Source organism: Nitrosopumilus maritimus SCM1 (assembly GCF_000018465.1).
Lineage (GTDB): Archaea > Thermoproteota > Nitrososphaeria > Nitrososphaerales > Nitrosopumilaceae > Nitrosopumilus > Nitrosopumilus maritimus.
The window spans coordinates 610,666-629,987 of record NC_010085.1; the positions used below are offsets into that span (position 1 = coordinate 610,666).

At 34.6% G+C, this 19,322-nt stretch carries 23 protein-coding genes; 11 read left to right on the forward strand and 12 right to left on the reverse strand.

Translation table 11 applies throughout. The annotated features are described in order from the left end of the window. Positions 1 to 30 precede the first annotated feature (30 nt). Positions 31 to 267 carry a sulfurtransferase TusA family protein gene (locus tag NMAR_RS03580; RefSeq protein WP_012215052.1) on the forward strand — a complete coding sequence of 79 codons (237 nt, stop codon included), beginning with the start codon at positions 31 to 33 and terminating at the stop codon, positions 265 to 267. An 8-nt stretch (positions 268 to 275) separates the two neighbouring features. Beyond that, the gene (locus NMAR_RS03585; protein WP_012215053.1) at positions 276 to 1,268 is read left to right on the forward strand and encodes a cysteine synthase family protein; all 993 of its coding nucleotides are present in this window, start codon (positions 276 to 278) and stop codon (positions 1,266 to 1,268) included. Here NMAR_RS03585 and NMAR_RS03590 read toward each other — a convergent pair whose 3' ends face one another. Genes NMAR_RS03590 through NMAR_RS03605 form a run of 4 tightly spaced genes read right to left on the reverse strand, consistent with a single transcriptional unit; the run spans position 1,269 to position 3,479 of the window. Further along, the gene (locus tag NMAR_RS03590; RefSeq protein ID WP_012215054.1) at positions 1,269 to 1,742 is read right to left on the reverse strand and encodes a hypothetical protein; all 474 of its coding nucleotides are present in this window, start codon (positions 1,740 to 1,742) and stop codon (positions 1,269 to 1,271) included. Positions 1,743 to 1,774: 32 nt separating this feature from the next. Then, complete coding sequence (locus NMAR_RS03595) at positions 1,775 to 1,990, reverse strand: hypothetical protein (protein ID WP_148680076.1); 216 nt, start codon at positions 1,988 to 1,990, stop codon at positions 1,775 to 1,777. Further along, positions 1,987 to 2,991, reverse strand: coding sequence for a thioredoxin-disulfide reductase (trxB, locus tag NMAR_RS03600; protein WP_012215055.1), 1,005 nt, complete (start codon positions 2,989 to 2,991; stop codon positions 1,987 to 1,989). The genes NMAR_RS03595 and trxB overlap by 4 nt, the downstream gene beginning before the upstream one ends. A gap of 50 nt (positions 2,992 to 3,041) precedes the next feature. Continuing rightward, positions 3,042 to 3,479: a CBS domain-containing protein gene (locus NMAR_RS03605; RefSeq protein ID WP_148680295.1), complete on the reverse strand. Its 438-nt coding sequence runs from the start codon at positions 3,477 to 3,479 to the stop codon at positions 3,042 to 3,044. Between the two features lie 109 nt (positions 3,480 to 3,588). Here NMAR_RS03605 and NMAR_RS03610 point away from each other — a divergent pair, with 109 nt between their 5' ends. The 3 genes from NMAR_RS03610 to NMAR_RS03620 are packed head-to-tail and all read left to right on the forward strand — an operon-like array spanning position 3,589 to position 5,293. Continuing rightward, positions 3,589 to 4,020: a universal stress protein gene (locus NMAR_RS03610; RefSeq protein ID WP_012215057.1), complete on the forward strand. Its 432-nt coding sequence runs from the start codon at positions 3,589 to 3,591 to the stop codon at positions 4,018 to 4,020. After that, the gene (locus NMAR_RS03615) at positions 4,017 to 4,364 is read left to right on the forward strand and encodes an HPF/RaiA family ribosome-associated protein (protein WP_012215058.1); all 348 of its coding nucleotides are present in this window, start codon (positions 4,017 to 4,019) and stop codon (positions 4,362 to 4,364) included. The genes NMAR_RS03610 and NMAR_RS03615 overlap by 4 nt, the downstream gene beginning before the upstream one ends. A 20-nt stretch (positions 4,365 to 4,384) precedes the next feature. Beyond that, on the forward strand, positions 4,385 to 5,293 hold the full coding sequence (locus NMAR_RS03620; protein ID WP_148680296.1) for a malate dehydrogenase: 909 nt from the start codon (positions 4,385 to 4,387) through the stop codon (positions 5,291 to 5,293). Here the strand turns inward: NMAR_RS03620 and NMAR_RS03625 are convergent. After that, a complete protein-coding gene (locus tag NMAR_RS03625; RefSeq protein ID WP_012215060.1) occupies positions 5,284 to 6,054 on the reverse strand; it encodes a DUF6775 family putative metallopeptidase in 771 nt (256 codons plus the stop codon). The genes NMAR_RS03620 and NMAR_RS03625 overlap by 10 nt on opposite strands. A gap of 23 nt (positions 6,055 to 6,077) precedes the next feature. Beyond that, positions 6,078 to 6,896 (reverse strand): sulfide-dependent adenosine diphosphate thiazole synthase, encoded by an 819-nt coding sequence (locus tag NMAR_RS03630; RefSeq protein ID WP_012215061.1) that lies wholly within the window; start codon positions 6,894 to 6,896, stop codon positions 6,078 to 6,080. A 189-nt stretch (positions 6,897 to 7,085) separates the two neighbouring features. Between NMAR_RS03630 and NMAR_RS03635 the strand changes: the two genes are divergently transcribed. Both NMAR_RS03635 and NMAR_RS03640 read left to right on the forward strand, forming a co-directional pair. Then, on the forward strand, positions 7,086 to 8,894 hold the full coding sequence (locus tag NMAR_RS03635; protein ID WP_012215062.1) for a nitrite/sulfite reductase: 1,809 nt from the start codon (positions 7,086 to 7,088) through the stop codon (positions 8,892 to 8,894). Continuing rightward, a complete protein-coding gene (locus NMAR_RS03640; RefSeq protein ID WP_012215063.1) occupies positions 8,891 to 9,688 on the forward strand; it encodes a sulfurtransferase in 798 nt (265 codons plus the stop codon). The genes NMAR_RS03635 and NMAR_RS03640 overlap by 4 nt, the downstream gene beginning before the upstream one ends. Here the strand turns inward: NMAR_RS03640 and NMAR_RS03645 are convergent, their stop codons facing one another. Beyond that, on the reverse strand, positions 9,689 to 10,810 hold the full coding sequence (locus NMAR_RS03645; RefSeq protein ID WP_148680077.1) for a tetratricopeptide repeat protein: 1,122 nt from the start codon (positions 10,808 to 10,810) through the stop codon (positions 9,689 to 9,691). It abuts the gene before it with no gap. 120 nt (positions 10,811 to 10,930) lie between these two features. Between NMAR_RS03645 and NMAR_RS03650 the strand changes: the two genes are divergently transcribed. Next, entirely contained in the window at positions 10,931 to 12,559 is a 1,629-nt protein-coding gene (locus tag NMAR_RS03650; RefSeq protein ID WP_012215065.1) for a collagen-like domain-containing protein, read from the forward strand. A 135-nt stretch (positions 12,560 to 12,694) separates the two neighbouring features. Here NMAR_RS03650 and NMAR_RS03655 read toward each other — a convergent pair whose 3' ends face one another. From NMAR_RS03655 to NMAR_RS03665, 4 genes are all read right to left on the reverse strand, one after another. Next, entirely contained in the window at positions 12,695 to 13,075 is a 381-nt protein-coding gene (locus NMAR_RS03655; RefSeq protein ID WP_012215066.1) for a hypothetical protein, read from the reverse strand. Between the two features lie 116 nt (positions 13,076 to 13,191). Further along, positions 13,192 to 13,329 (reverse strand): hypothetical protein, encoded by a 138-nt coding sequence (locus NMAR_RS09685; protein ID WP_187146586.1) that lies wholly within the window; start codon positions 13,327 to 13,329, stop codon positions 13,192 to 13,194. Between the two features lie 55 nt (positions 13,330 to 13,384). Continuing rightward, positions 13,385 to 14,494, reverse strand: a complete 1,110-nt coding sequence (locus NMAR_RS03660; protein WP_012215067.1) for an OBG GTPase family GTP-binding protein — start codon at positions 14,492 to 14,494, stop codon at positions 13,385 to 13,387. Positions 14,495 to 14,496: 2 nt separating this feature from the next. Further along, the gene (locus NMAR_RS03665) at positions 14,497 to 14,724 is read right to left on the reverse strand and encodes a DUF504 domain-containing protein (protein WP_148680078.1); all 228 of its coding nucleotides are present in this window, start codon (positions 14,722 to 14,724) and stop codon (positions 14,497 to 14,499) included. 91 nt (positions 14,725 to 14,815) lie between these two features. On the opposite strand from NMAR_RS03665, the gene NMAR_RS03670 reads away from it, so the two are divergent. The 3 genes from NMAR_RS03670 to NMAR_RS03680 all read left to right on the forward strand — a co-directional run bounded on the left by NMAR_RS03670 (position 14,816) and on the right by NMAR_RS03680 (position 18,807). Next, a complete protein-coding gene (locus NMAR_RS03670) occupies positions 14,816 to 15,511 on the forward strand; it encodes a phosphoglycolate phosphatase (protein ID WP_012215068.1) in 696 nt (231 codons plus the stop codon). Between the two features lies 1 nt (position 15,512). After that, positions 15,513 to 17,399, forward strand: coding sequence for an arginine--tRNA ligase (locus tag NMAR_RS03675; protein ID WP_012215069.1), 1,887 nt, complete (start codon positions 15,513 to 15,515; stop codon positions 17,397 to 17,399). Between the two features lie 109 nt (positions 17,400 to 17,508). Next, the gene (locus NMAR_RS03680; protein ID WP_012215070.1) at positions 17,509 to 18,807 is read left to right on the forward strand and encodes an agmatine deiminase family protein; all 1,299 of its coding nucleotides are present in this window, start codon (positions 17,509 to 17,511) and stop codon (positions 18,805 to 18,807) included. A gap of 1 nt (position 18,808) precedes the next feature. Here NMAR_RS03680 and NMAR_RS03685 read toward each other — a convergent pair whose 3' ends face one another. Continuing rightward, positions 18,809 to 19,321 (reverse strand): hypothetical protein, encoded by a 513-nt coding sequence (locus tag NMAR_RS03685; RefSeq protein ID WP_012215071.1) that lies wholly within the window; start codon positions 19,319 to 19,321, stop codon positions 18,809 to 18,811. Between the last annotated feature and the right edge of the window lies 1 nt (position 19,322).

A 19,322-nucleotide genomic window follows, 5' to 3' on the forward strand; every position in this document is an offset into this window, starting at 1 on the left:
ATGACAGAACGTCCTTTTTCAGTTAGTTAAATGTCCGAATCAACAGAAAAAAAATTAGATGCAACTGGATTATTTTGTCCAGAACCTGTATTCAGAACTAAAATTGAAATTGAAAGGATGCAAGTCGGTGAAACATTAACAGTTTCTGCTGATGATCCTGCAGCTGAAGATGATATCTCTAGATGGGTAACAAGACAAGGTCATGAATTACTTGACATGTCTAAAAATGGAGATGTAATTACATTTCAAATTAAAAAGGTGAAATAACCAAAATTATGACTACTGTAACTGACACAGATGTTTTGAATCGTGTAGGTAACACTCCTCTTGTAAAATTAGATTCCCTTTCACATGATAATGTGGATTATTTTGCAAAATTGGAAGGTCATAATCCATTTGGTTCTGTAAAAGACAGAGCTGCATACTGGATGATAAAAGATGGCGAAGAAAAAGGAATTCTGACAAAAGGTAAGAGCATTATCATAGAACCAACTTCTGGAAATACTGGAATTGCTTTAACTGGAATTGCAAATTTGTTGGGATACAAAGTTGAGATTGTTATTCCTGAAAAGGCAAGTAATGAAACTAAAGATATTATTCGAAATTTGGGCGCCAAAGTCTTTGAAACAAGTGATGATTTATGTCCTAAAGTTGGTGCGGGAACTGATCAAAGTATCGCACTTGCAACTTCTATTGCATCCTCAAGACCTGATACCTATTATTCTCCAAATCAATACGCTAATGAAGCAAACTTCAAAGGTCATTACATTGGAACAGGACCTGAAATTTGGAGACAAACTGAGGGTAAAGTGACTCATTTCTTTACTGGTGTGGGTACTGGTGGAACAATTACTGGTATTGGTGCATTTCTTAAAGAAAAAAACCCTGATGTGAAAATTATTGGATGTCAACCCCAACAAAACCACCTCATTCAAGGATGGAGAAACTTTGAAGAATCTGCAAAACCTGATTTATTTTTGAAGAGAGAAAATGTTGTTGATGATTGGGTTTCTGTTGATAATGACGAAGCATTCTCTGTTGTAAAGGATGTTTTTGAAAAAGATCAACTTTTGATTAGCCCTTCATCTGCTGCAGTCTATGCTTGTATGAAAAAATATCCTATTGAAGGAGATGCATGTGTTGTTGGAATTTTTGCTGATGATGGCCGAAAATTCAAGAGTGTTTATGCTAAACAAAATGTAATGCCTGAAGAAAGTTTTGAAAATTGTCTTAAGGACGCAAAACACATGTCAGAATTAGCATACTAGTTATTCTAAAATATTTTTCAAGTGTTTTTCATAAAAATCTCTAAAATATGAATTCATATCTCTTTCATGATGTAGACATTTATCACTTTGATCTGTAATGTTGTTTTTTATTTCTCTGCTCCATTGACTTTGTTGTCTGTCTTTAGAGTTGATGATTGTAGGGTTCTCTTCAATTTTTTGCATGATATCTATCAATGATGATGACAATTGTCGGAATTTGCTAATCTGTAAAAGAAATCTTTCTGATTCCTCCTTGTCTGCAATTTTCATTAATGAGAATACTTGATTGTAATATTCTAAAGCTTTTTTGTTATATTCTTCAAAATTCTTGATTCTTTTTTGCCAATATTCTTTTGATGTTTTTTCTTCTACTTTGTAGCTAAATTGAATTTTGCTTAATTCCATGCCTAATTTTGCTAGTTTATCACTATGTTCCTTCATGGTTTTTTGACTATTTTCTATCTCGTCAGTCATGAAAATCTGTATTTTTTATTCCAATAAAGAGTTTAGATTTGTGATTTGTTCCAAGATTCTAAGGATTCTTTGGAATATTCCAACAGACATTTTTCACAAAATGAATCCCATTCTCCAATTCCATTCTTTTTGAAATAATCTAATGACCATTTGTATGGTGGTTTTTCTCTGTATTGAAATTGCTGAATCGTATAGATTTCTTTTTCAAAAAATTTGTTTAAGCATTTTTTGCATTGTGCATTTTTCATTCTTGATTATCTGCACTTTCTGTTAGATATTTATCTACATCAATTGCTGCCATACAACCATAACCTGCAGCTGTAATTGCCTGTCTGTAACTTCTATCATGTACATCACCTGCAGCAAAAACACCTTCAACATTTGTATGTGTTTTATTTTTCAGTACAACATACCCCTCATCATCTAAATCAATTTGATTTTTGAATAATTTTGTATTTGGTTCGTGTCCAATTGCGACAAAGAGGCCTCCTACATCTAATGTTGATTCTTCATTTGTTTTTAGATTTTTTAAAACTGCTTGTTGCATTTTTTGATCACCTTTAATGTCAACTACTGCTGAATCCCAATGGAATTTTATTTTTTCATTACTATGTGCTCTGTCTTGCATTACTTTGCTTGCACGTAACTCATCTCTTCTGTGAACCAAATGTACAGTTGTTGCAAATTTTGTAAGAAAAGTTGCTTCTTCTACTGCAGAATCTCCTCCTCCAACTACTACTAACTCTTGATTTCTAAAGAATGGTCCATCACATGTTGCACAATAAGATACTCCTTTTCCTCCAAAAGTCTCTTCCCCCTCTAATCCAAGTTTTCTGGGATTTGCACCTGTTGCAATAATAATTGCCCGGCCTTCATATTCTTCAGATGCTGTCAACACTTTGAGTGGTTTTCGCCTAAAATCTACATCTACGGCCTCATCATCTACAATGGTTGTTCCCATTCTTTGACACTGTTTTCTCATTTCTATCATTAAATCTGGACCCATGATTCCGTTTTCAAATCCTGGATAGTTCTCAACTTCAGTTGTATTGACAAGTTGGCCTCCAGGTAATATCCCTGATAAAATTAAGGTGTCATATCCTGCTCTGGAACAATAAATTCCAGCTGTATAACCAGAAGGACCTGCACCAATAATCACAACATCAAATTTTGTTTTTTTCTTATCTGGCATTTTTGGACCGTCGTCTTTTGATTCTAGAACTGTAGAACCAGCATCTGCTGCCATCATGATAACTCATCTTTTAATTTCAATAATTTAAGTGAATATCCTTTTTTTGATTAATCATCTTTCATTCTCATAAGAATCTGGTCACATATTTTGCGCATTTGAGAATCAGATCCCACACTAGAAATTCTTACAATATCTGTGGTGGTAATGATCCCTACAATTTCCTCATCTTCTATAACTGGTAGCTTATGTATTGATTTTTCTTTCATAATTTCTGCTGCTTCCCAAATTGTACTCTCTGATTTTATTGTAATTAGTGGTGATGACATTACTTCAAAAATCTTAGTATGTGGAGTTTTTCTTTCTGCAACAATTTTTGTAACAAAATCTCTTTCTGTTACTATTCCTAAAGTTGCAATTTTATCTACAACAATAACACATCCTACATTTTCTTCTTTCATTTTTTTTGCTACTTCTTCTAATGTTTCTGACACTTTTACCGTTAGAACGTTTTTACTCATTATTTGATTTACAAATGTATTTTCCACATATTTTTTTAGTTTGTTAACTATATGATTAGATTTCAAATTATCATTTCTGAAAATCAATCAAGAAAATCAAAAGGCCTTTTAAATTAATTATTAATCAATTATTAATATGGTGATAAAAACAAAAAAAATCTTAGTTCCTCTAGATGGTTCTAAAAACTCAATTCGTGGTTTAGATATGGCCATTCATTTAGCAAGACAATCTCAGGGTGTAATCGTTGGATTATCTGTAAAATCTGTGCCTGGAATTTATGCTATTCACCCTTTAGGTTTTTTAGATTTTAATACTTCAAAAGAAATGAAACAAATCCTTGATGATGCAAAATTACGCGCAGCAAAAAAAGGAATTAAATTAATTTCAAAAAAATTATCTGGTGATCCTGGATATGATATTGCTAGATTTACAAATAATAAAAAAAATGGAATTGATTTAGTAGTTATCGGTGCTCGTGGAAGAAGTTCTGCAAAAGAGCTTTTTTTGGGCAGTGTTTCAAATTATGTGTTACATAAATCCAAAAAACCGGTACTTGTTGTGAAATGACTGAAGTTCCATTATACATTACTGGATTATCAAAAGATGATCTTGCTAACCAAACTCTCTTCTCAAAATTTGGTGCCGCTCTTGAGAAAGTTCAACCAGTACTACCTGATGTTATTGAAGCAAAAATTGATGTCAAGACTCAAAATATTGAAGGTGCTAGAACACATTATGATGTTACTGCTACAATAAAGGCCTCCAAAAATCATCTTGTCTATACTGAATCTGATTGGGATATAATCAAAATTGCTGATGAGTTATGTAGAAAACTTGAACGCGAATTATCTAAACATGATGACAAACGTCAAAGAGACAGTGTTCGAAAAAGAGATGTTAGGAATCTCTAATAGTGAAAGAATAGCATGTGATGTGTTTGATTTCAATTGTAGGTACTGGTAGGGTTGGTGCATCTATTGCATTTCTTTGTGTATCAAATGGCTTAGATGATGTATTGTTGGTAAACACTACTAAAGAGAAAGCCATTGGTGAATCTCTAGATGTGGCAAGTGCAATTCCTGCAAATTCTAAATTTTCTATTCGTGGAACTGATGATTATTCTGAATTAATAGGATCTGATATTGTTATTATTGCAGCAAGTGTTGGTATCTATACCAAACACCGTGCTGAGAACATTGATCATCAAGTGGCAATGATAAAAAACATTGCAAAAAAAATTAAAAAATATTGCCCTTCTGCAATTGTTTTATTAGTTTCAAATCCTCTTGATGTTTTAACTTACTTTTTTCAAAAAACAACTGGTTTTTCTAGATTCAAAGTAATTGGTATTGCATCTAGTCTTGATACAAGTAGATTTCGTTATTATATTTCTGAAACATTATCTGTTCCACAATCTTCAGTTTCAAATGCCCTTGTTTTAGGTGAACATGGTGATTCTATGGTTCCGATCTTTTCTGGTGTTTCTGTTGGTGATAACCCTCTCTTCTCTATGATTGATAGTCGTGATACCATCACTGACAATGTACGAAATTATTGGAGAACTTTGAGAAATTTTAAGAGCAGATCTCAATTTGGTATTGCCAAAAATGTATTTGATGTAGTTGATGCTATTCGAAATAAAAAAGAAATCTCTATTCCTGCTTCAGTTGTTCTTGATGGTGAATATGATGAACACGATGTTGCGATGGGTATACCAGTAATAATTAATCAAAATGGGGTATCTGAAATACAAAAAATTAAACTTGATGATACTGAATCTTCTTCTCTCAAAAAGTCAGCTGAAAAAATTCGTAGTGACATTAAATCTGTTCATGATTGATTGATTATTTTTTCAAAACTCTCTTCATGCTTTTTACAAAATTTCTTGTTTGTTTGTGCGTAAAGTAGTTCTTTTTGCCAGTGTGCATTATACAACCTACATTCTTTGTCTTCGCAAAATGCATCTCCTGTTTCATAATACATAATAGCTTGTAACAGATAACTCTCTGCAACTTCTGATAGTCTTGGATCGTTATACTCTAAAAATTCTCCCTTGTATTTCTCTTTGATTTTTTCTGTATTTTCTTTGGTAAAGTTTGTCATTAATTCCAAATAGTACTCTTTAGGTTTTGCAGGTGCTTCAATTATTCCTGTCGTTGAAATTATTGTGGGATTTGTTCCAATTAATGCCCTTGCATGATATCTAAAGTCACTTTCATCAAATGTACATGTTAGTTTGTTTGTAAAAATTATGTTTAGAATATCTTGATTGCCTTCATCTGCAGGAATAAATTTTGAAATTCTTTTCTGAAATTCAAATCCATCATAAAGAATCTTTTCTTCATTTTGTGAATTATCTGTATTTTCTTTTTCCATTTGTATTTCTGATTCTGTTGGAATGTGACTTGAAAATGGTTTTTTTAATTCATAAATTCTTGTAGTGGCAATTTCTTGAAATAATTTTTCATTTGTGTTTTCAAAAAAGTTTTTTCGGATTTCTATCTCCACATGAAATGTTTCTTTAAGAAATTTCTCTATGTTGTTTATTTGAATTTCTGGAACTGTAGGTTCGTCATAAATGATAATTTTACTTGTTTTCACTAGAAAAACAATGGATTGATTGCTTATCTTTCTAACTCTTTGATTTTCTCAGCTGCAATCTCTGCTGCTCTCTTTCCAGAGTATAACATTGAACCAAATGTTGGTCCCATTCTTGCTAATCCGTGAGTTTCTGTGACTGACATTCCTGCTGCGATTAGTCCTGGGTAAATTTCACCTGTTTTGTGAACAACATGTTCTTCACCGTCATTTACAAACATTGGTTCCATTCCTTTCCACTCGGCTAAACCTCTGTCGACTAGTCTTTTTACTGCAACAGAATCGTGTCCTGATGCATCGATGATTATTTTTGCTTCAAATGCAACTGGATCAACACATGTAATGTTACGTGGTAATGCTGAAACTGGCATCCAGTTAACAACAATTCCTGCAACTCTTCCGTTCTTTAGAACCAAGTCATCAAACTTTGTTAGTTGTAAGAATTTTACACCTGCATCACATGCACCTGCAATTAATTTTGAAACTGCATGTGGACCTGGTGTCAAATACAAACCATCTTGTACTTTTTGATATGGAACACCTAATTCGTCCCAAATTTTTTGTGCAGGTTCTCTAACTGTAACTGGGTTCATCATATAACCCCCTAACCAATATCCTCCCCCTAGGTAGTTGTTTTGTTCAATAACTAAAACTTTGAAACCCAAGTTTGAAAGTTCTCTACTTGCAGTAAGTCCTGCTGGACCTGCACCGATAATGATTACATCTGACTCTGCTCTATCAACTAGAACTTTGTGAAATTCATTTGCTATTGCTTGTGTAATTTCAACTTCACGTACGTCAGTAAATATTTTTGATGATTGTTCTGCTACAGTTGCTTCTTGCATGGAAAATTTCTTGTCTAGAACCCATTAATACTTTGCCACCTCAAAAATTAGGATATACTAATTATTCTATATCTGTAAAACGAATCTTTCCTGAAAATATAGGAAATATTGAGTCAGCCTTGAAAGTTTGAGTCCCAAAACCTCCATTTCTCAAAAATTTATATCCAAACAAAAAGGAATTTTGTTGTATTGACAGTATCTGATCTTAAACAATCTCCAGCTGATTCTCCTAAACATAAAATCAATTGGGCAAGAATTGAAGAGGCTGATAATTTTGCAAAAACTGTAAAATTATTCCGTCAGGGAAAATACGATGAAGATAGTTTTAGACGATTTAGACTCCAACATGGCGCATATGGTACTAGAATGACTAATGACTATGCTATGGTTAGAATTAAACTCCCTGCAGGTGAAATTTACCCTCATCAAATTGAAAAATTATCTCAATTAAGTGAACAGTATTCTATTGGAAGTGCACATATCACAACCAGAGAAAGTGTTCAATTACACTGGGTAATTCTTGAAGATGTATCTGAAATTCTCCGTGGTCTTGCTGATGTAGGAATGACATCAAGAGAGGCATGTGGAAATAGTGTAAGAAATGTAATGTGTAGTCCTATGACCGGTGTTTGTCCAAATGAGGAATTTGATTCAACTCCATATGCACGTGCTACTGCAAAATTCTTTTTGAGAAACCCTATGAGTCAAAATCTTCCTCGTAAATTCAAATTCACTTTTACATGTTGTGAGAAACATGGAATGGTAAGAATAGTTGATGTTGGGTTAATTCCTCAGATAAGAGAAATAGATGGAACTAAACAAAAGGGATTCAAAATATTTCTTGGTGGTGGATTAGGAAACAGATCATTTGTTGGACATCAATTAGAAGACTTTACTCCTGAAGAAGATTTACTTTACACCTCAATTGCTGTAGTGAAAATATTTGATAGACTTGGTGATAGAAAAAATCTTGCAAGAAATAGAATGCGTTATCTTGTAAATGATATGGGTTGGGAAAAATTCCAAAATCTTGTATTAAAAGAAAGAGCTGTAGTAAGAGCCACTCAATCTGTAATTACACAACTTGATGTTGATCACACTCCTGATGAAATTAAACGCCCAATCAGAGTAAGTGACGAGAGTGGAACTGGAACTCCTGATGGCTATGCAAGATGGCTAAAAACTAACACTGAAACACAAAAACAATCTGATTATAGAACTGCATACATCACACTTGAAGCTGGAGATATTACGTCAAGTCAATTACAAGCATTAGCAGATATTATTCGTGACTTTTCTGCAGAAGGTAAGGCTCGTGCTGGCTTTGTACAAAATATTGCATTACGTTACGTTCATGAAGATGATTTGCCCCGTTTGTATTCTAAACTGCTTGAAATCGGTCTTGCAAAATCAGGTGCCCTTACCATGACTGCTCCTATTGGATGTTCTGGCACAACTTCATGTAATTTGGCATTAACAAATTCACATAGACTGGCTAAAGAAATCCAAAGAAAATTCTTGGAACTAAAACTTGATGAAGATGATGACTTGCGTGATGCTTCTATCAAAATTAGTGGATGTCCAAACTCTTGTGGTCAACATGGAATTGCAACTATAGGATTCTTTGGCGGTGGTGCACGTCTTGGAAAAGACATGTATGCAAATTATCAGATGTTGTTAGGTGGACGTTCTGATGGTGATGCAATGCTGGGACAAATCTGTCACAGAGTTCCTGCAAAAAGAGTGCTTCCTGTAATTTTGAAAATCATAGAGTTGTTTAAAGAACACAAGAAACCAGATGACACTCTAAAGTCTTGGATTCATAGAGTTGCTACAAACACTGAGGATTCTGAAATTAAAACCCTCAATGACATCAAAAAAGCAATTGACCCATTAACAATTCCTCCAACAAAAGAAGAGGATCCTGATTTCTATCTTGATTATGGCAGCGACACTAGTTACCATACTAAAACTGGAAAAGGTGAGTGTGCTGCTTGACAGAATCTGGTAACATCACAACGGATGTAGATTCTTTACGTTCAGAGATAAGAGACAAAAGTGTTAGAGTAATTGATGTAAGGCGAGAAGATGATTACAAAAAGGATCATATTTCTACTGCAGTAAATCTACCTTTAGCAAATCTTTTGTCTGATGATAGTCCTGAACGTGTTGTAAAATTAGTAAACTCAATGGGAATTGATGATGAAACTCGTGTTGTAGTTTATGATGATACCTTTGGAGCATTAGCATCTAGAGTTGCATGGACTTTGGAATACCTTGGACATTCAGATGTAAGTTTGCTTGAAACTACCTATAGTAACTGGAAATCCCTTGGTTTAGAAAGCGATTCTGACACACCTGATATTCAAAGTAAAGAACATTCTATGAATCTTCAATCTGATATTTTGGCTACTTCTGATTATTTGGAATCTGCAAAAGAACGTGATGATGTTATTCTAATTGATAATAGGGAGAGATTGAACTTCCTTGAACAACACATTCCTGGTGCAATTAGTCTTCCATACAGAACACTTGCATCAAATGACAAAATCTTACGTCCAAAAGAGGACATGAAACGCTTACTCGATAATCGTGGTGTATCTGGAAATACTGAAATCATTACTTATTGTGGAAGTGTAGGAACTCTTTCTGGATTGGCATATTATGCACTCAAAACTGCAGGCTTGCCAAACGCAAAACTATACGTTCGTTCTTTCAAAGAATGGAAAAATCTTCAAAAACCTACTGCAAAACAAGAAGATGCAAACTATTGGGACCTATCTGCTGAATAGTTAAGAAATTTCGTTTCTAAGTTTTTTGGTAATTGTAACTTCAATGTTATCAAATACTACTAACATCTTTTCTTTATTCTCTTCAAAGTAATCGTTTCCTCTATCTTTTAGTCTAATTTTCCATAATCTGATTTCTCTATGTTCATCAAAGAAATTTTCAATCATGTGTTCGCCTGATTTTTTTGGATCAATAAATTCTTCAAATATCTCTATTGCCTTTTCTGCATTTTCTTCTTCAATTGCCTCTTTTGCAATTTGAATTGCTTGACTCAATTCTTTTAGATTCTTTACTGGCTTTGGTAACTTCTTTCTTGTAATTCCAAACAATCCTTTCTTCTCTTTGCCCATTTTCTCTGCAACATTTGGTGCAAGATCATAGACTGGAATTCTACTTAGACCGTCTCTCTTTTCGTTTTTAACAATCAATCCTTTCTCTAATAATTTTCTTAATGCATCTTCTGCATCTTTCTTATCTAGAAATGTTGTCCATACTATTGAACCAATTGTGTGATACCCTTGTCTAACTGATTCTAAAACAACTACTTCTTGAATTCTTTTGAATCCTTCTTCAACTCTGACATTAACAAAATCTTTATCTCTAATTGATTTTCTTGCATTCTTTACATCAATTTCAATTGAACGTTTCAATGATTCCAATGATTCTGGAACTTGATTTAGTAATGATAAGAAACATGCCTTGTTGTACCAAGCCATTCCGTATGTTGGATCAGTTTCAATTGCTTTTTCAACTGAGTCAAGAGCTTTAGAATAATTTTTTTGCTCATAATGTACTAATCCCTTTAGATTCCAAGCCTCTGGATTTGTAACATCAATGTCTAAAATTTTATCATATACTCTTAGTGCTTCGTGATGATCATCAAGATGGAACCTTGCATAACCTAATTTCAGTAATGTTTCAACGTTATCTGGATCTATTCTTAGTGCTTGCTCAAAAACTGTAATGGCCTCTTCGAGTTTTTCATCTGCCATGAGATTAACTCCTTTCTTAAAGAGTCTCTTTCGATTGTAATCAACATCTACTAATGATGTCTCTTTGGACACTTTCTCTACTTTAGGTTCTTCTTCTTTTTCCTCTGATTTTTTTCCGAAAGGTTTCTTCACTAGCACAAAATGCTGTTTTATCTAGATAAATACTATCCTTCGTGAGCCTAAAAAATAATTCAATTCCTACTCTAATCATGCGATCTAAATACAGAAATACTTGAAGTATAAACAATCGTTGTGTCGTCTCAATCTAGATTAGAAATCCAAGGTCAGGCACCATTCAAGCAATCTGGCGTCTATGAGGCTCAAATTGCAATCGTTGGCAGCCGACCTTCTGATGCACAAATTAAATCTAAACAATTCACATCTCTTTGGCGTGGAAATTTCCATCTACGAGTTAAAGATGGAGTATTTTCTGAAACAATTGGTTCTCCTGAAAACCCAATTCCATCATCTGTCTTAGAATTAGAAACAATTTGGATAGTTGTAACTGATCTGTTTTCATCACTACATTCTGTATTTGATGTCCCATTATCAAAACCAAAATCTTCCCCAAAACCTCCTGAATCAAAACCTTCTGAAACTAAATCAAATCTTGAAACTCCAAAACAAACACGTTCAACAAAATCAACTCAAAGCACTCCTGGCGTACGAGGTAGCCCTGGTGAAAAAGGCGCACCTGGATTACAAGGTCCAACTGGTGACAAAGGTCCACAAGGTCCTCCCGGCCCAACTGGTCCTCCCGGTGACAAAGGTCCTGACGGTCCACAAGGTCCTCCCGGTGACAAAGGTCCAACTGGTGACAAAGGCCCTGCAGGTGACAAAGGTATTGCTGGAGATAAAGGAATTACTGGTGACAAAGGAATTACTGGAGATAAAGGTGATAAAGGTGACAAAGGAATTCCTGGTCCCGTTGGTGATAAAGGTGACAAAGGAGCAACTGGTCCAATCGGAGAAAAAGGTCCAACTGGATTAAAAGGCCCAATCGGTGAAAAAGGAGAAAAAGGTCCAACTGGTCCTCCCGGCGACAAAGGATTATCTGGATTAAAAGGTCCTCCCGGTGAAAAAGGAGAAAAAGGTCCAACTGGTCCTCCCGGCGATAAAGGTTTAACTGGTCCTGTCGGAACTCCTGGAGAAAAAGGTCCAACCGGACAAGCAGGAGTTCAAGGAGAAAAAGGAATTCAAGGTGGTCCTGGTCCAATCGGAGAAAAAGGTCCAGCAGGTCCAGTTGGTGACAAAGGTCCAATCGGTCCAGCAGGTCCTCTTGGCGACAAAGGATTATCTGGTCCAACCGGAGTTCCTGGTGACAAAGGTCCAATCGGTCCTCCTGGTCCAATCGGAGAAAAAGGTCCTAAAGGAACTGAAGGTCCAATCGGAGAAAAAGGTCCACAAGGTCCACAAGGTCCAGCTGGTGCTAAAGGATTAACAGGCGTTCCTGGTCCACAAGGTGAAAAAGGAGAAAAAGGTCCAACAGGTCCGCCCGGAGAAAAAGGATTAACAGGTCCAGCAGGTCCACCTGGAGAAATTGGTACAGTTGGTCCACAAGGTTCTCAAGGAGAACGCGGTCCAACAGGTCCATCAGGAGAAAAAGGTCCACAAGGTCCACAAGGAATTCAAGGTCCGCAAGGAGAACGCGGCCCAACTGGTCCAATCGGTTCTATTGGTGAAGCAGGTCCTCGTGGAGAACAAGGCCCATTAGGTCCAGCAGGACCAAGAGGTCCACCCGGTCCACCAGGCGAAAAAGGTCCATCAGGTGGAATGTCTTCTGAACAAAAAGCATTGTTCAAAGAATTGCTAGAAATACTAACTGAGAAAAATATCATTAGCACTGAAGAACAAATCAAACTAATGAGTTATCTTTACTAGTTTTTTAAAATAATTTTTTAAAAATTTTTCTTACAAATTTTTTATTCAAAAATATTTTCGAATAGTTTTCACTAATCTGTTTTAGAAAAATGGAAAACAATTCGTCTTGTGACGATTGTTAATTTGTTGACGAGTTTATCTTCGTCTTTTTGCTGCTTTTCTCTTTGGAGCGGCTTTGCGTTTTGCTGCTGCCTTTCTCTTTGGAGCTGCTTTTTTAGCTGCAGTCTTTCTTTTTGCTGCTTTTCTCTTTGGAGCGGCTTTGCGTTTTGCTGCTGCCTTTCTCTTTGGAGCTGCTTTTTTAGCTGCAGTCTTTCTTTTTGCTGCTTTTCTCTTTGGAGCGGCTTTGCGTTTTGCTGCTGCCTTTCTCTTTGGAGCTGATTTTTTAGCTGCAGTCTTTCTTTTAGCGGCCTTTCTCTTTGGAGCTGCTTTTCTCTTTGGAGCTGCTTTGCGTTTTGCTGCTGCTTTTCTCTTTGGAGCTGCTTTTCTCTTTGGAGCGGCTTTTCGTTTAGCTGCCATGGTTTGATCGACATTTTCATTCTTTTTCAGTGGTTAAACTAAAGAAATTTACACAAAGTGATTACAATTTCTCAAGTAATTTTTTTCACAAAAAATTAATTTTGATCGTAAATTTTTCAATAAACTCCTTCAGCAGACGGTCTTCTACCTTGCAACCAACTTGTTTTTCCACAAATTGTACATTTGTACTTTCTTCTACGCTTGTATGTTGCCATTTCAGGTAAGAAAATTAGTTCTTGTTTTGTTTTTGTCATGCAAAATTTACACCAACGATGTTCAAAATCTTGATCCATGTTTACACTTTTTTAATTATGTTCCGCGTGTTTTGATAATTGTTAACACATCTTCGTCTTGTAAAATATGACTCAAACCTACTCTTTGTCCTCCAAACTTTACACTCTTTCCCCAAACCATTCCATATCTGAACTCTCTTTTCATTCTTCGATGTAACTTGTTACAAATATCTTCAACAGTATCTCCTTCTCTTGCAATTAATGGTTCTTTGAAATCTGTTTCTCCTCCTTTTGGTCGCATGTATATTCTAATGAACTTTAATTTTTCATAGATTTTTTCTTTTAATTGTTCAATATTGATATCTGAATTTGCAGACACTTCGATTACATCTGATTTTATTTTTGTTTTCAAATCATCTAGGAATTTTTTATCAACTAGATCAATTTTGTTTAAAATTGTAAGTGCTTTTGAATAACTTATGTTTCCTGCAATGTGGTCTGATAGTTGTTCTGATGTAATATCTTCTCTAACAACTACTCTTGCACTAACTATTCCATAAAGATGTAAGATATCTTTCAAATGTTTTTCTGTAATTCTTGTAAGCTTTACTTGTTGTGCAATTGCAATACCTCCCATTGATGCTTTTTCAATGGTAATGTTTGGTGGGAGTTGATTTAATCTAATTCCGATATTTCCTAATTCGTTAACTAGTACATCCTCATGATATGGCTGAAATACATCTAAAACCAGTAATACCAAATCTGCGGTTCTTGCTACTGATAGTATTCTCTTTCCTAATCCTTTTCCTGTTGATGCACCTTTGATGATTCCTGGTAAATCTAGTACCTGAATTTTTGCTCCTCTGTATTCCATCATTCCTGGAACTACTGTTAGAGTTGTGAATTGAAATGCTCCTACTGCTGACTTTGCACCTGTTAGTCGGTTTAGCAGTGTTGATTTTCCTACACTTGGTAATCCGATAAACACAACTGTTGCATCACCTGTTCTTCTAACATCAAACCCATCTGATTTCATTCCAGATTTTTTTGCAACATTGTCTTCTTGTTCTCGTTTGAGTTTTGCAATTTTTGCTTTTAGTAATCCAAGATGGTGTTCTGTAGCTTTGTTAATTTGAGTTCTCGCCATCTCATCTTGAATGGCTTTAATTTTTTCAGGAATTCCCAATACTATTCACTCCTTGCTAGTTTCTTTTCAAATAAAATCGTATTATTTTTTTTAATTTTCTTTATTCTGCTGATTGGTATTGTTTGTAGATTATCTGACTGAATCAAGAATTCTGGCAAAGTTGTTTCAACTATTCTTTCAAAATTTCTGTAGAAAATTTTGTATGACTCTGATTTATCTGCGAATTTTGCTTTACTAAAAATCTCTGCAATTATTCCCTTTTTTGCCATGTTTTGAGTAAAATTACTACATTAATGAACAATACGCATTTCTTTTTGTTTTATACGTAGCAAATATTATTCAGTACAAAAAACATTTGATGTGAAAAAAAGAACTTTTGCTGTAGATATTGATGGAACTATCACTGAAAATGGTGGAGGACGAATTCATCTTGATGCATTAGAATCACTAAGGCGTCTTGTTAACATGGGTCATGATGTAATTTTTGTAACTGGGCGATCATCAGTTGAAGGGTTTTTGCTTTCAGTGTTTGGAGGTACAACAAAAGTATCTGTGGGTGAAAATGGTGGATGCATCACTCTTGATTCAAACGATCATATTTTGCTTGGCAATCTTGAAGAATGCAAAAATGCACTGAATATTTTGAAAAATAATATGGAAAATGTAGAAGAAAAATATGTTTTTCCACGAATGACTGAGGTTGTATTGCAACGAACATTTGATCTCGATCAAGCAAGAAAAATCCTATCTGAAAACAATATTGATGTTGTATTGTCTGATAGCCAGTATGCTTACCACATTAACTCTCCTGGAATCGATAAAGGCACTGGGTTTACTGAAATTATGAAAAAATTCTCAATATCTCGAGATGATGTTATTGCAATTGGTGATAGTGCAACTGATGTTCCTTTATTCAAAGTAGCAAAGACAAGTGTTGCGTTAGGCAACGCATCTGATGATGTAAAATCTGAGGCTACAATGACTGTGTCTGCACATGCAGGTGATGGAGTACTTGAAGCATTAGATAAATTAGCACCCATATTATCTGAGATATAGTATGACTTTCAAATCTATACTTGATGAAATTGAAAATAATCTTAACAAAATTCTAGACGATCTTTCTATTTCTGATGTAAAATTCTCTGTGGAACCTGCAAAGCCTGGATTCGGTGATGTTAGTTCTAATGTCTCCTTCTTACTTGCAAAACAACTCAAGAAAAGCCCTAAAGAAATTTCAGAAATGTTGTCTGAGAAATATTCACAATGTGTTAGTACTCTCGTTTCAAAATCTGAATCTCATCCATCAGGATATCTGAATTTCTATGCTGACTGGCCAAAATTAAACCAGTTAATTTTATCTGAATCAAACTTGCCTGAGTTTGGAGATGTTGATATTGGAAAAAATTCTACTATTGTAGTTGAACACACTAGTGTAAATCCAAACAAAGCTCTTCATATTGGTCATATACGTAACATCATAATCGGTGACACCATTTCCAGAATTTTACAAAAGGCAAACTACAAAGTTAATGTCTTAAACTATGTAGATGATTCTGGATTACAAGTTGCAGACATTATTGTTGGTTTCAAACATTTTGGATATCCGATAGAACCACCTCAAGGAAAGAAATTTGATCATTATTGTGGTGATGATGTTTATGTTAAAACCACCGAGAAATATGAACAAGATTCTAGTTTAGAGGAAATTCGAAAAAATGTTCTCAAAGAATTAGAAGATGGAACTTCTGAAACTGCTCAATTTGCTGATAAAATCACACGTCGTGTACTCTCTAACCAACTTGAGACCTGCTGGAATCTAGCAGTTTCTTATGATTGCCTAAATTTTGAATCTCAGATTATACGTTCAGGTTTGTGGGATGGAATTTTTGAAAAACTCAAAGAAATGAACCTTGTAGAATTTGAAAATGACGGAAAAAACGCTGGATGTTGGGTTATTCGAGGTGAAGGAAAAGAAGAGGATAAAGTGATTGTTAGAAGCAATGGCACTGCCACATACATTGCAAAAGACATTCCATATGCAGCATGGAAATTGGGATTGCTTGATGATCCATTCCATTATGAAAAATATGAAAAAGAACAACCAAACTCTCGTGTTCTATGGCAAACTATACTAAATGATGGTGCTTCTGAATCTCAAAATTTCTCTGGTGATAAAGTAATTACAGTAATAGATTCTCGTCAAGCAAGATTACAAAAAATTATCACTTCTTTAATGGGAAAATTCAAATCAATTCCTGATGCGTATGTTCACCTAGGATATGAATCAGTCACACTAAGTTCTGATACTGCAAAAATTCTTGGATTAGAAACTGATGGCAAACAAGCTCAAATGTCTGGCAGAAAAGGATTGTATGTTAATGCTGATTCTGTTTATGATTTACTAAAAGAAAAAACAACTGAAGAAACCAAGAAGAGACATCCTGAGATGGATGACTCTGAGATTGAAAAAATTTCTCATTCTGTATCTGTTGCAACATTACGTTATGAGATGATCAAACAAGATTTAGACAAAATCATTGCATTTGATTTAACAAAATCTCTTAGCTTGGAAGGTGACACTGCACCATATATTCAATACACTCATGCAAGAGCATCTAGAATTTTAGAAAAATCTGGAAGAACTCCTTCTATTGATGTTGATTTCTCTTTACTCAAAGAACAATCTGAAATTGATTTAGTAAAGATGATTGGCCTTTTCAATTTACAAGTTCGTGATGCTGCAAATAACTTGTCTCCAAAAGTAATTTCTAGATATTGTCATGATTTGGCAGTTACCTTCAACTCTTTTTATGAAAAATCAAAGGTACTTGATTTAGGTGATGAAAAATTAGAAAATTCACGTCTATGTTTGGTAAATTCATTCAAGATAACTATTGAAAAAGCATTGAATCTTTTGGGAATTTCTGCACCTGATAAGATGTAATGTCCCAGTGAGTGCACTACACGAATGCTGGCTGTTCTCACTGGGTTGTTGGCGTGCAAACCAATTATTGTATAGAGAATATTTTAAACCAATAAGTGTTGTGAAATTCATGAAAACTAAGCTTTTGATAATTTTTGTATCTCTTGGTCTGTTTGTATCAATTCCTTATGCTTTTTCTTCTGAACCTGTAGGTATTCTTGTTCATCCTCCTCCATTAAAACAAGTTCAATTAGAAATTTCATTACATGAAATACAATGTAATGGTGATCGTACTTTGATTTGGCAAAAAGATACTTTGAAACCTGCTTGTGTTTTTCATGAATCTGAATTAATTTTTGACAGGAAATGGGCTAAGATGAGAATTGGAATGCCTGCTGAAGAGATAACTCAAGAAAAACTCTGTTTATGGTATGCAGATAACCTACCAAAATATTTGAAACCCTACTGTATATCTGAATCTAAAGTTTTGCAAAGTGACTCCAAACCTCTAGTAGTGATGGTTGCACCATCAATTAATGAAGAGTATTATCGAGAAGTTTTTCACGACATTATAGATTATGACATACAAACTGTCAACACAATATATGGAAAAGACAATGTAGTATTGCTTGTAGATAAAGAAACAAAACATTTGTTTGAAGGAAAGATTCCTGATGATGCTTTACTTGAGGCAAATGTTGCAGATATTTGGATACGTGATTTTGGAACTGTAGATACCATGACAGAAGTAAAATTTGATTTTAAACCTCAATATCTGACAAATGAGGATTCTGTCTGGATTAATGACAGTTTTGAAGATTGGTATGATCAAAAAAATCTATCTGGTAAAAAATCTGAATTAATCTTAGATGGCGGGAATCTTGTCTTTAATGGAAAAGACAAGGCAATAACTACTGTAAGAGTTTTTGAAGATAATCCTCAATATGATGAATTAGCGATTGATTCCAGATTAAAGGAATTACTACAAGTCACTGAGATTGCCTATCTTCCTGAAGAAGAGGGTGACATTACAGGGCATTCAGATGGAATGGTGATGTGGGCAGAACCTGATAAATTACTAGTCAATGAATATGAAGAACCTTTTAGAAGTCAGGTATTGGGAGAACTTGAAGCATCATTATCTGGAGTTGAGATAATTGAAATTCCTTATGTGAATCAGAATGAATTTTGGAGGGACTGGCCTTCTGCATGTGGGTATTATCTCAATTCTCTTGTAACAGATGATTTCATCTACGTTCCCGTTTACGGTTTAACCGAAGATCAAATGGTGTTGGAATTGATTCAATCTCATACTAGTAAGGAAGTAATCAGTATTGATGCATCAAATGTTTGTTTTATGGGTGGAAGTGTTAGATGTCTTACTTGGACTGTAGATGGATTAAATGCAGAAAAAATCCTTGAACACTAACTTATCCGTACATTGATTTTTCAGTTGTTTCATCTGCAGGATTTGACTGTCCTGCAAAACCACTAAAATTTGCACGAAGAATTTTTTGAATGTGTGCAGTAACCCTTGCTACATTATCCCAAACATCATGAAATGACACTCTGTTTAGAACTTGCTCATCTACATGTGAAAATATTGCCAAACCTGCAATGTTTTCCTTATCTTTGACCCATTGATGTCCAACATTACAAACTGTACATATTTCACTGATGTCCATAACTGCTTTTGAAAATGATGGATTTTTCATTACCAATAATTTTGAATCATCTGGTGGAAATCTCATATTTACATTCAAATGAATTCTATCTGTTCTGTTTGCATTTTTACTTACAATAACATTTGTTCCAACTCTAAATTGCCATTCAATTAGATTACTTTTCTCTCTAACTTTTTCTGTTTGATCTTCGTAATTGATGTTAGTTACTTTGATAAAATCTTCTACAAGATCTTTCATTTCGTCAGAAGTCTTTGTCATG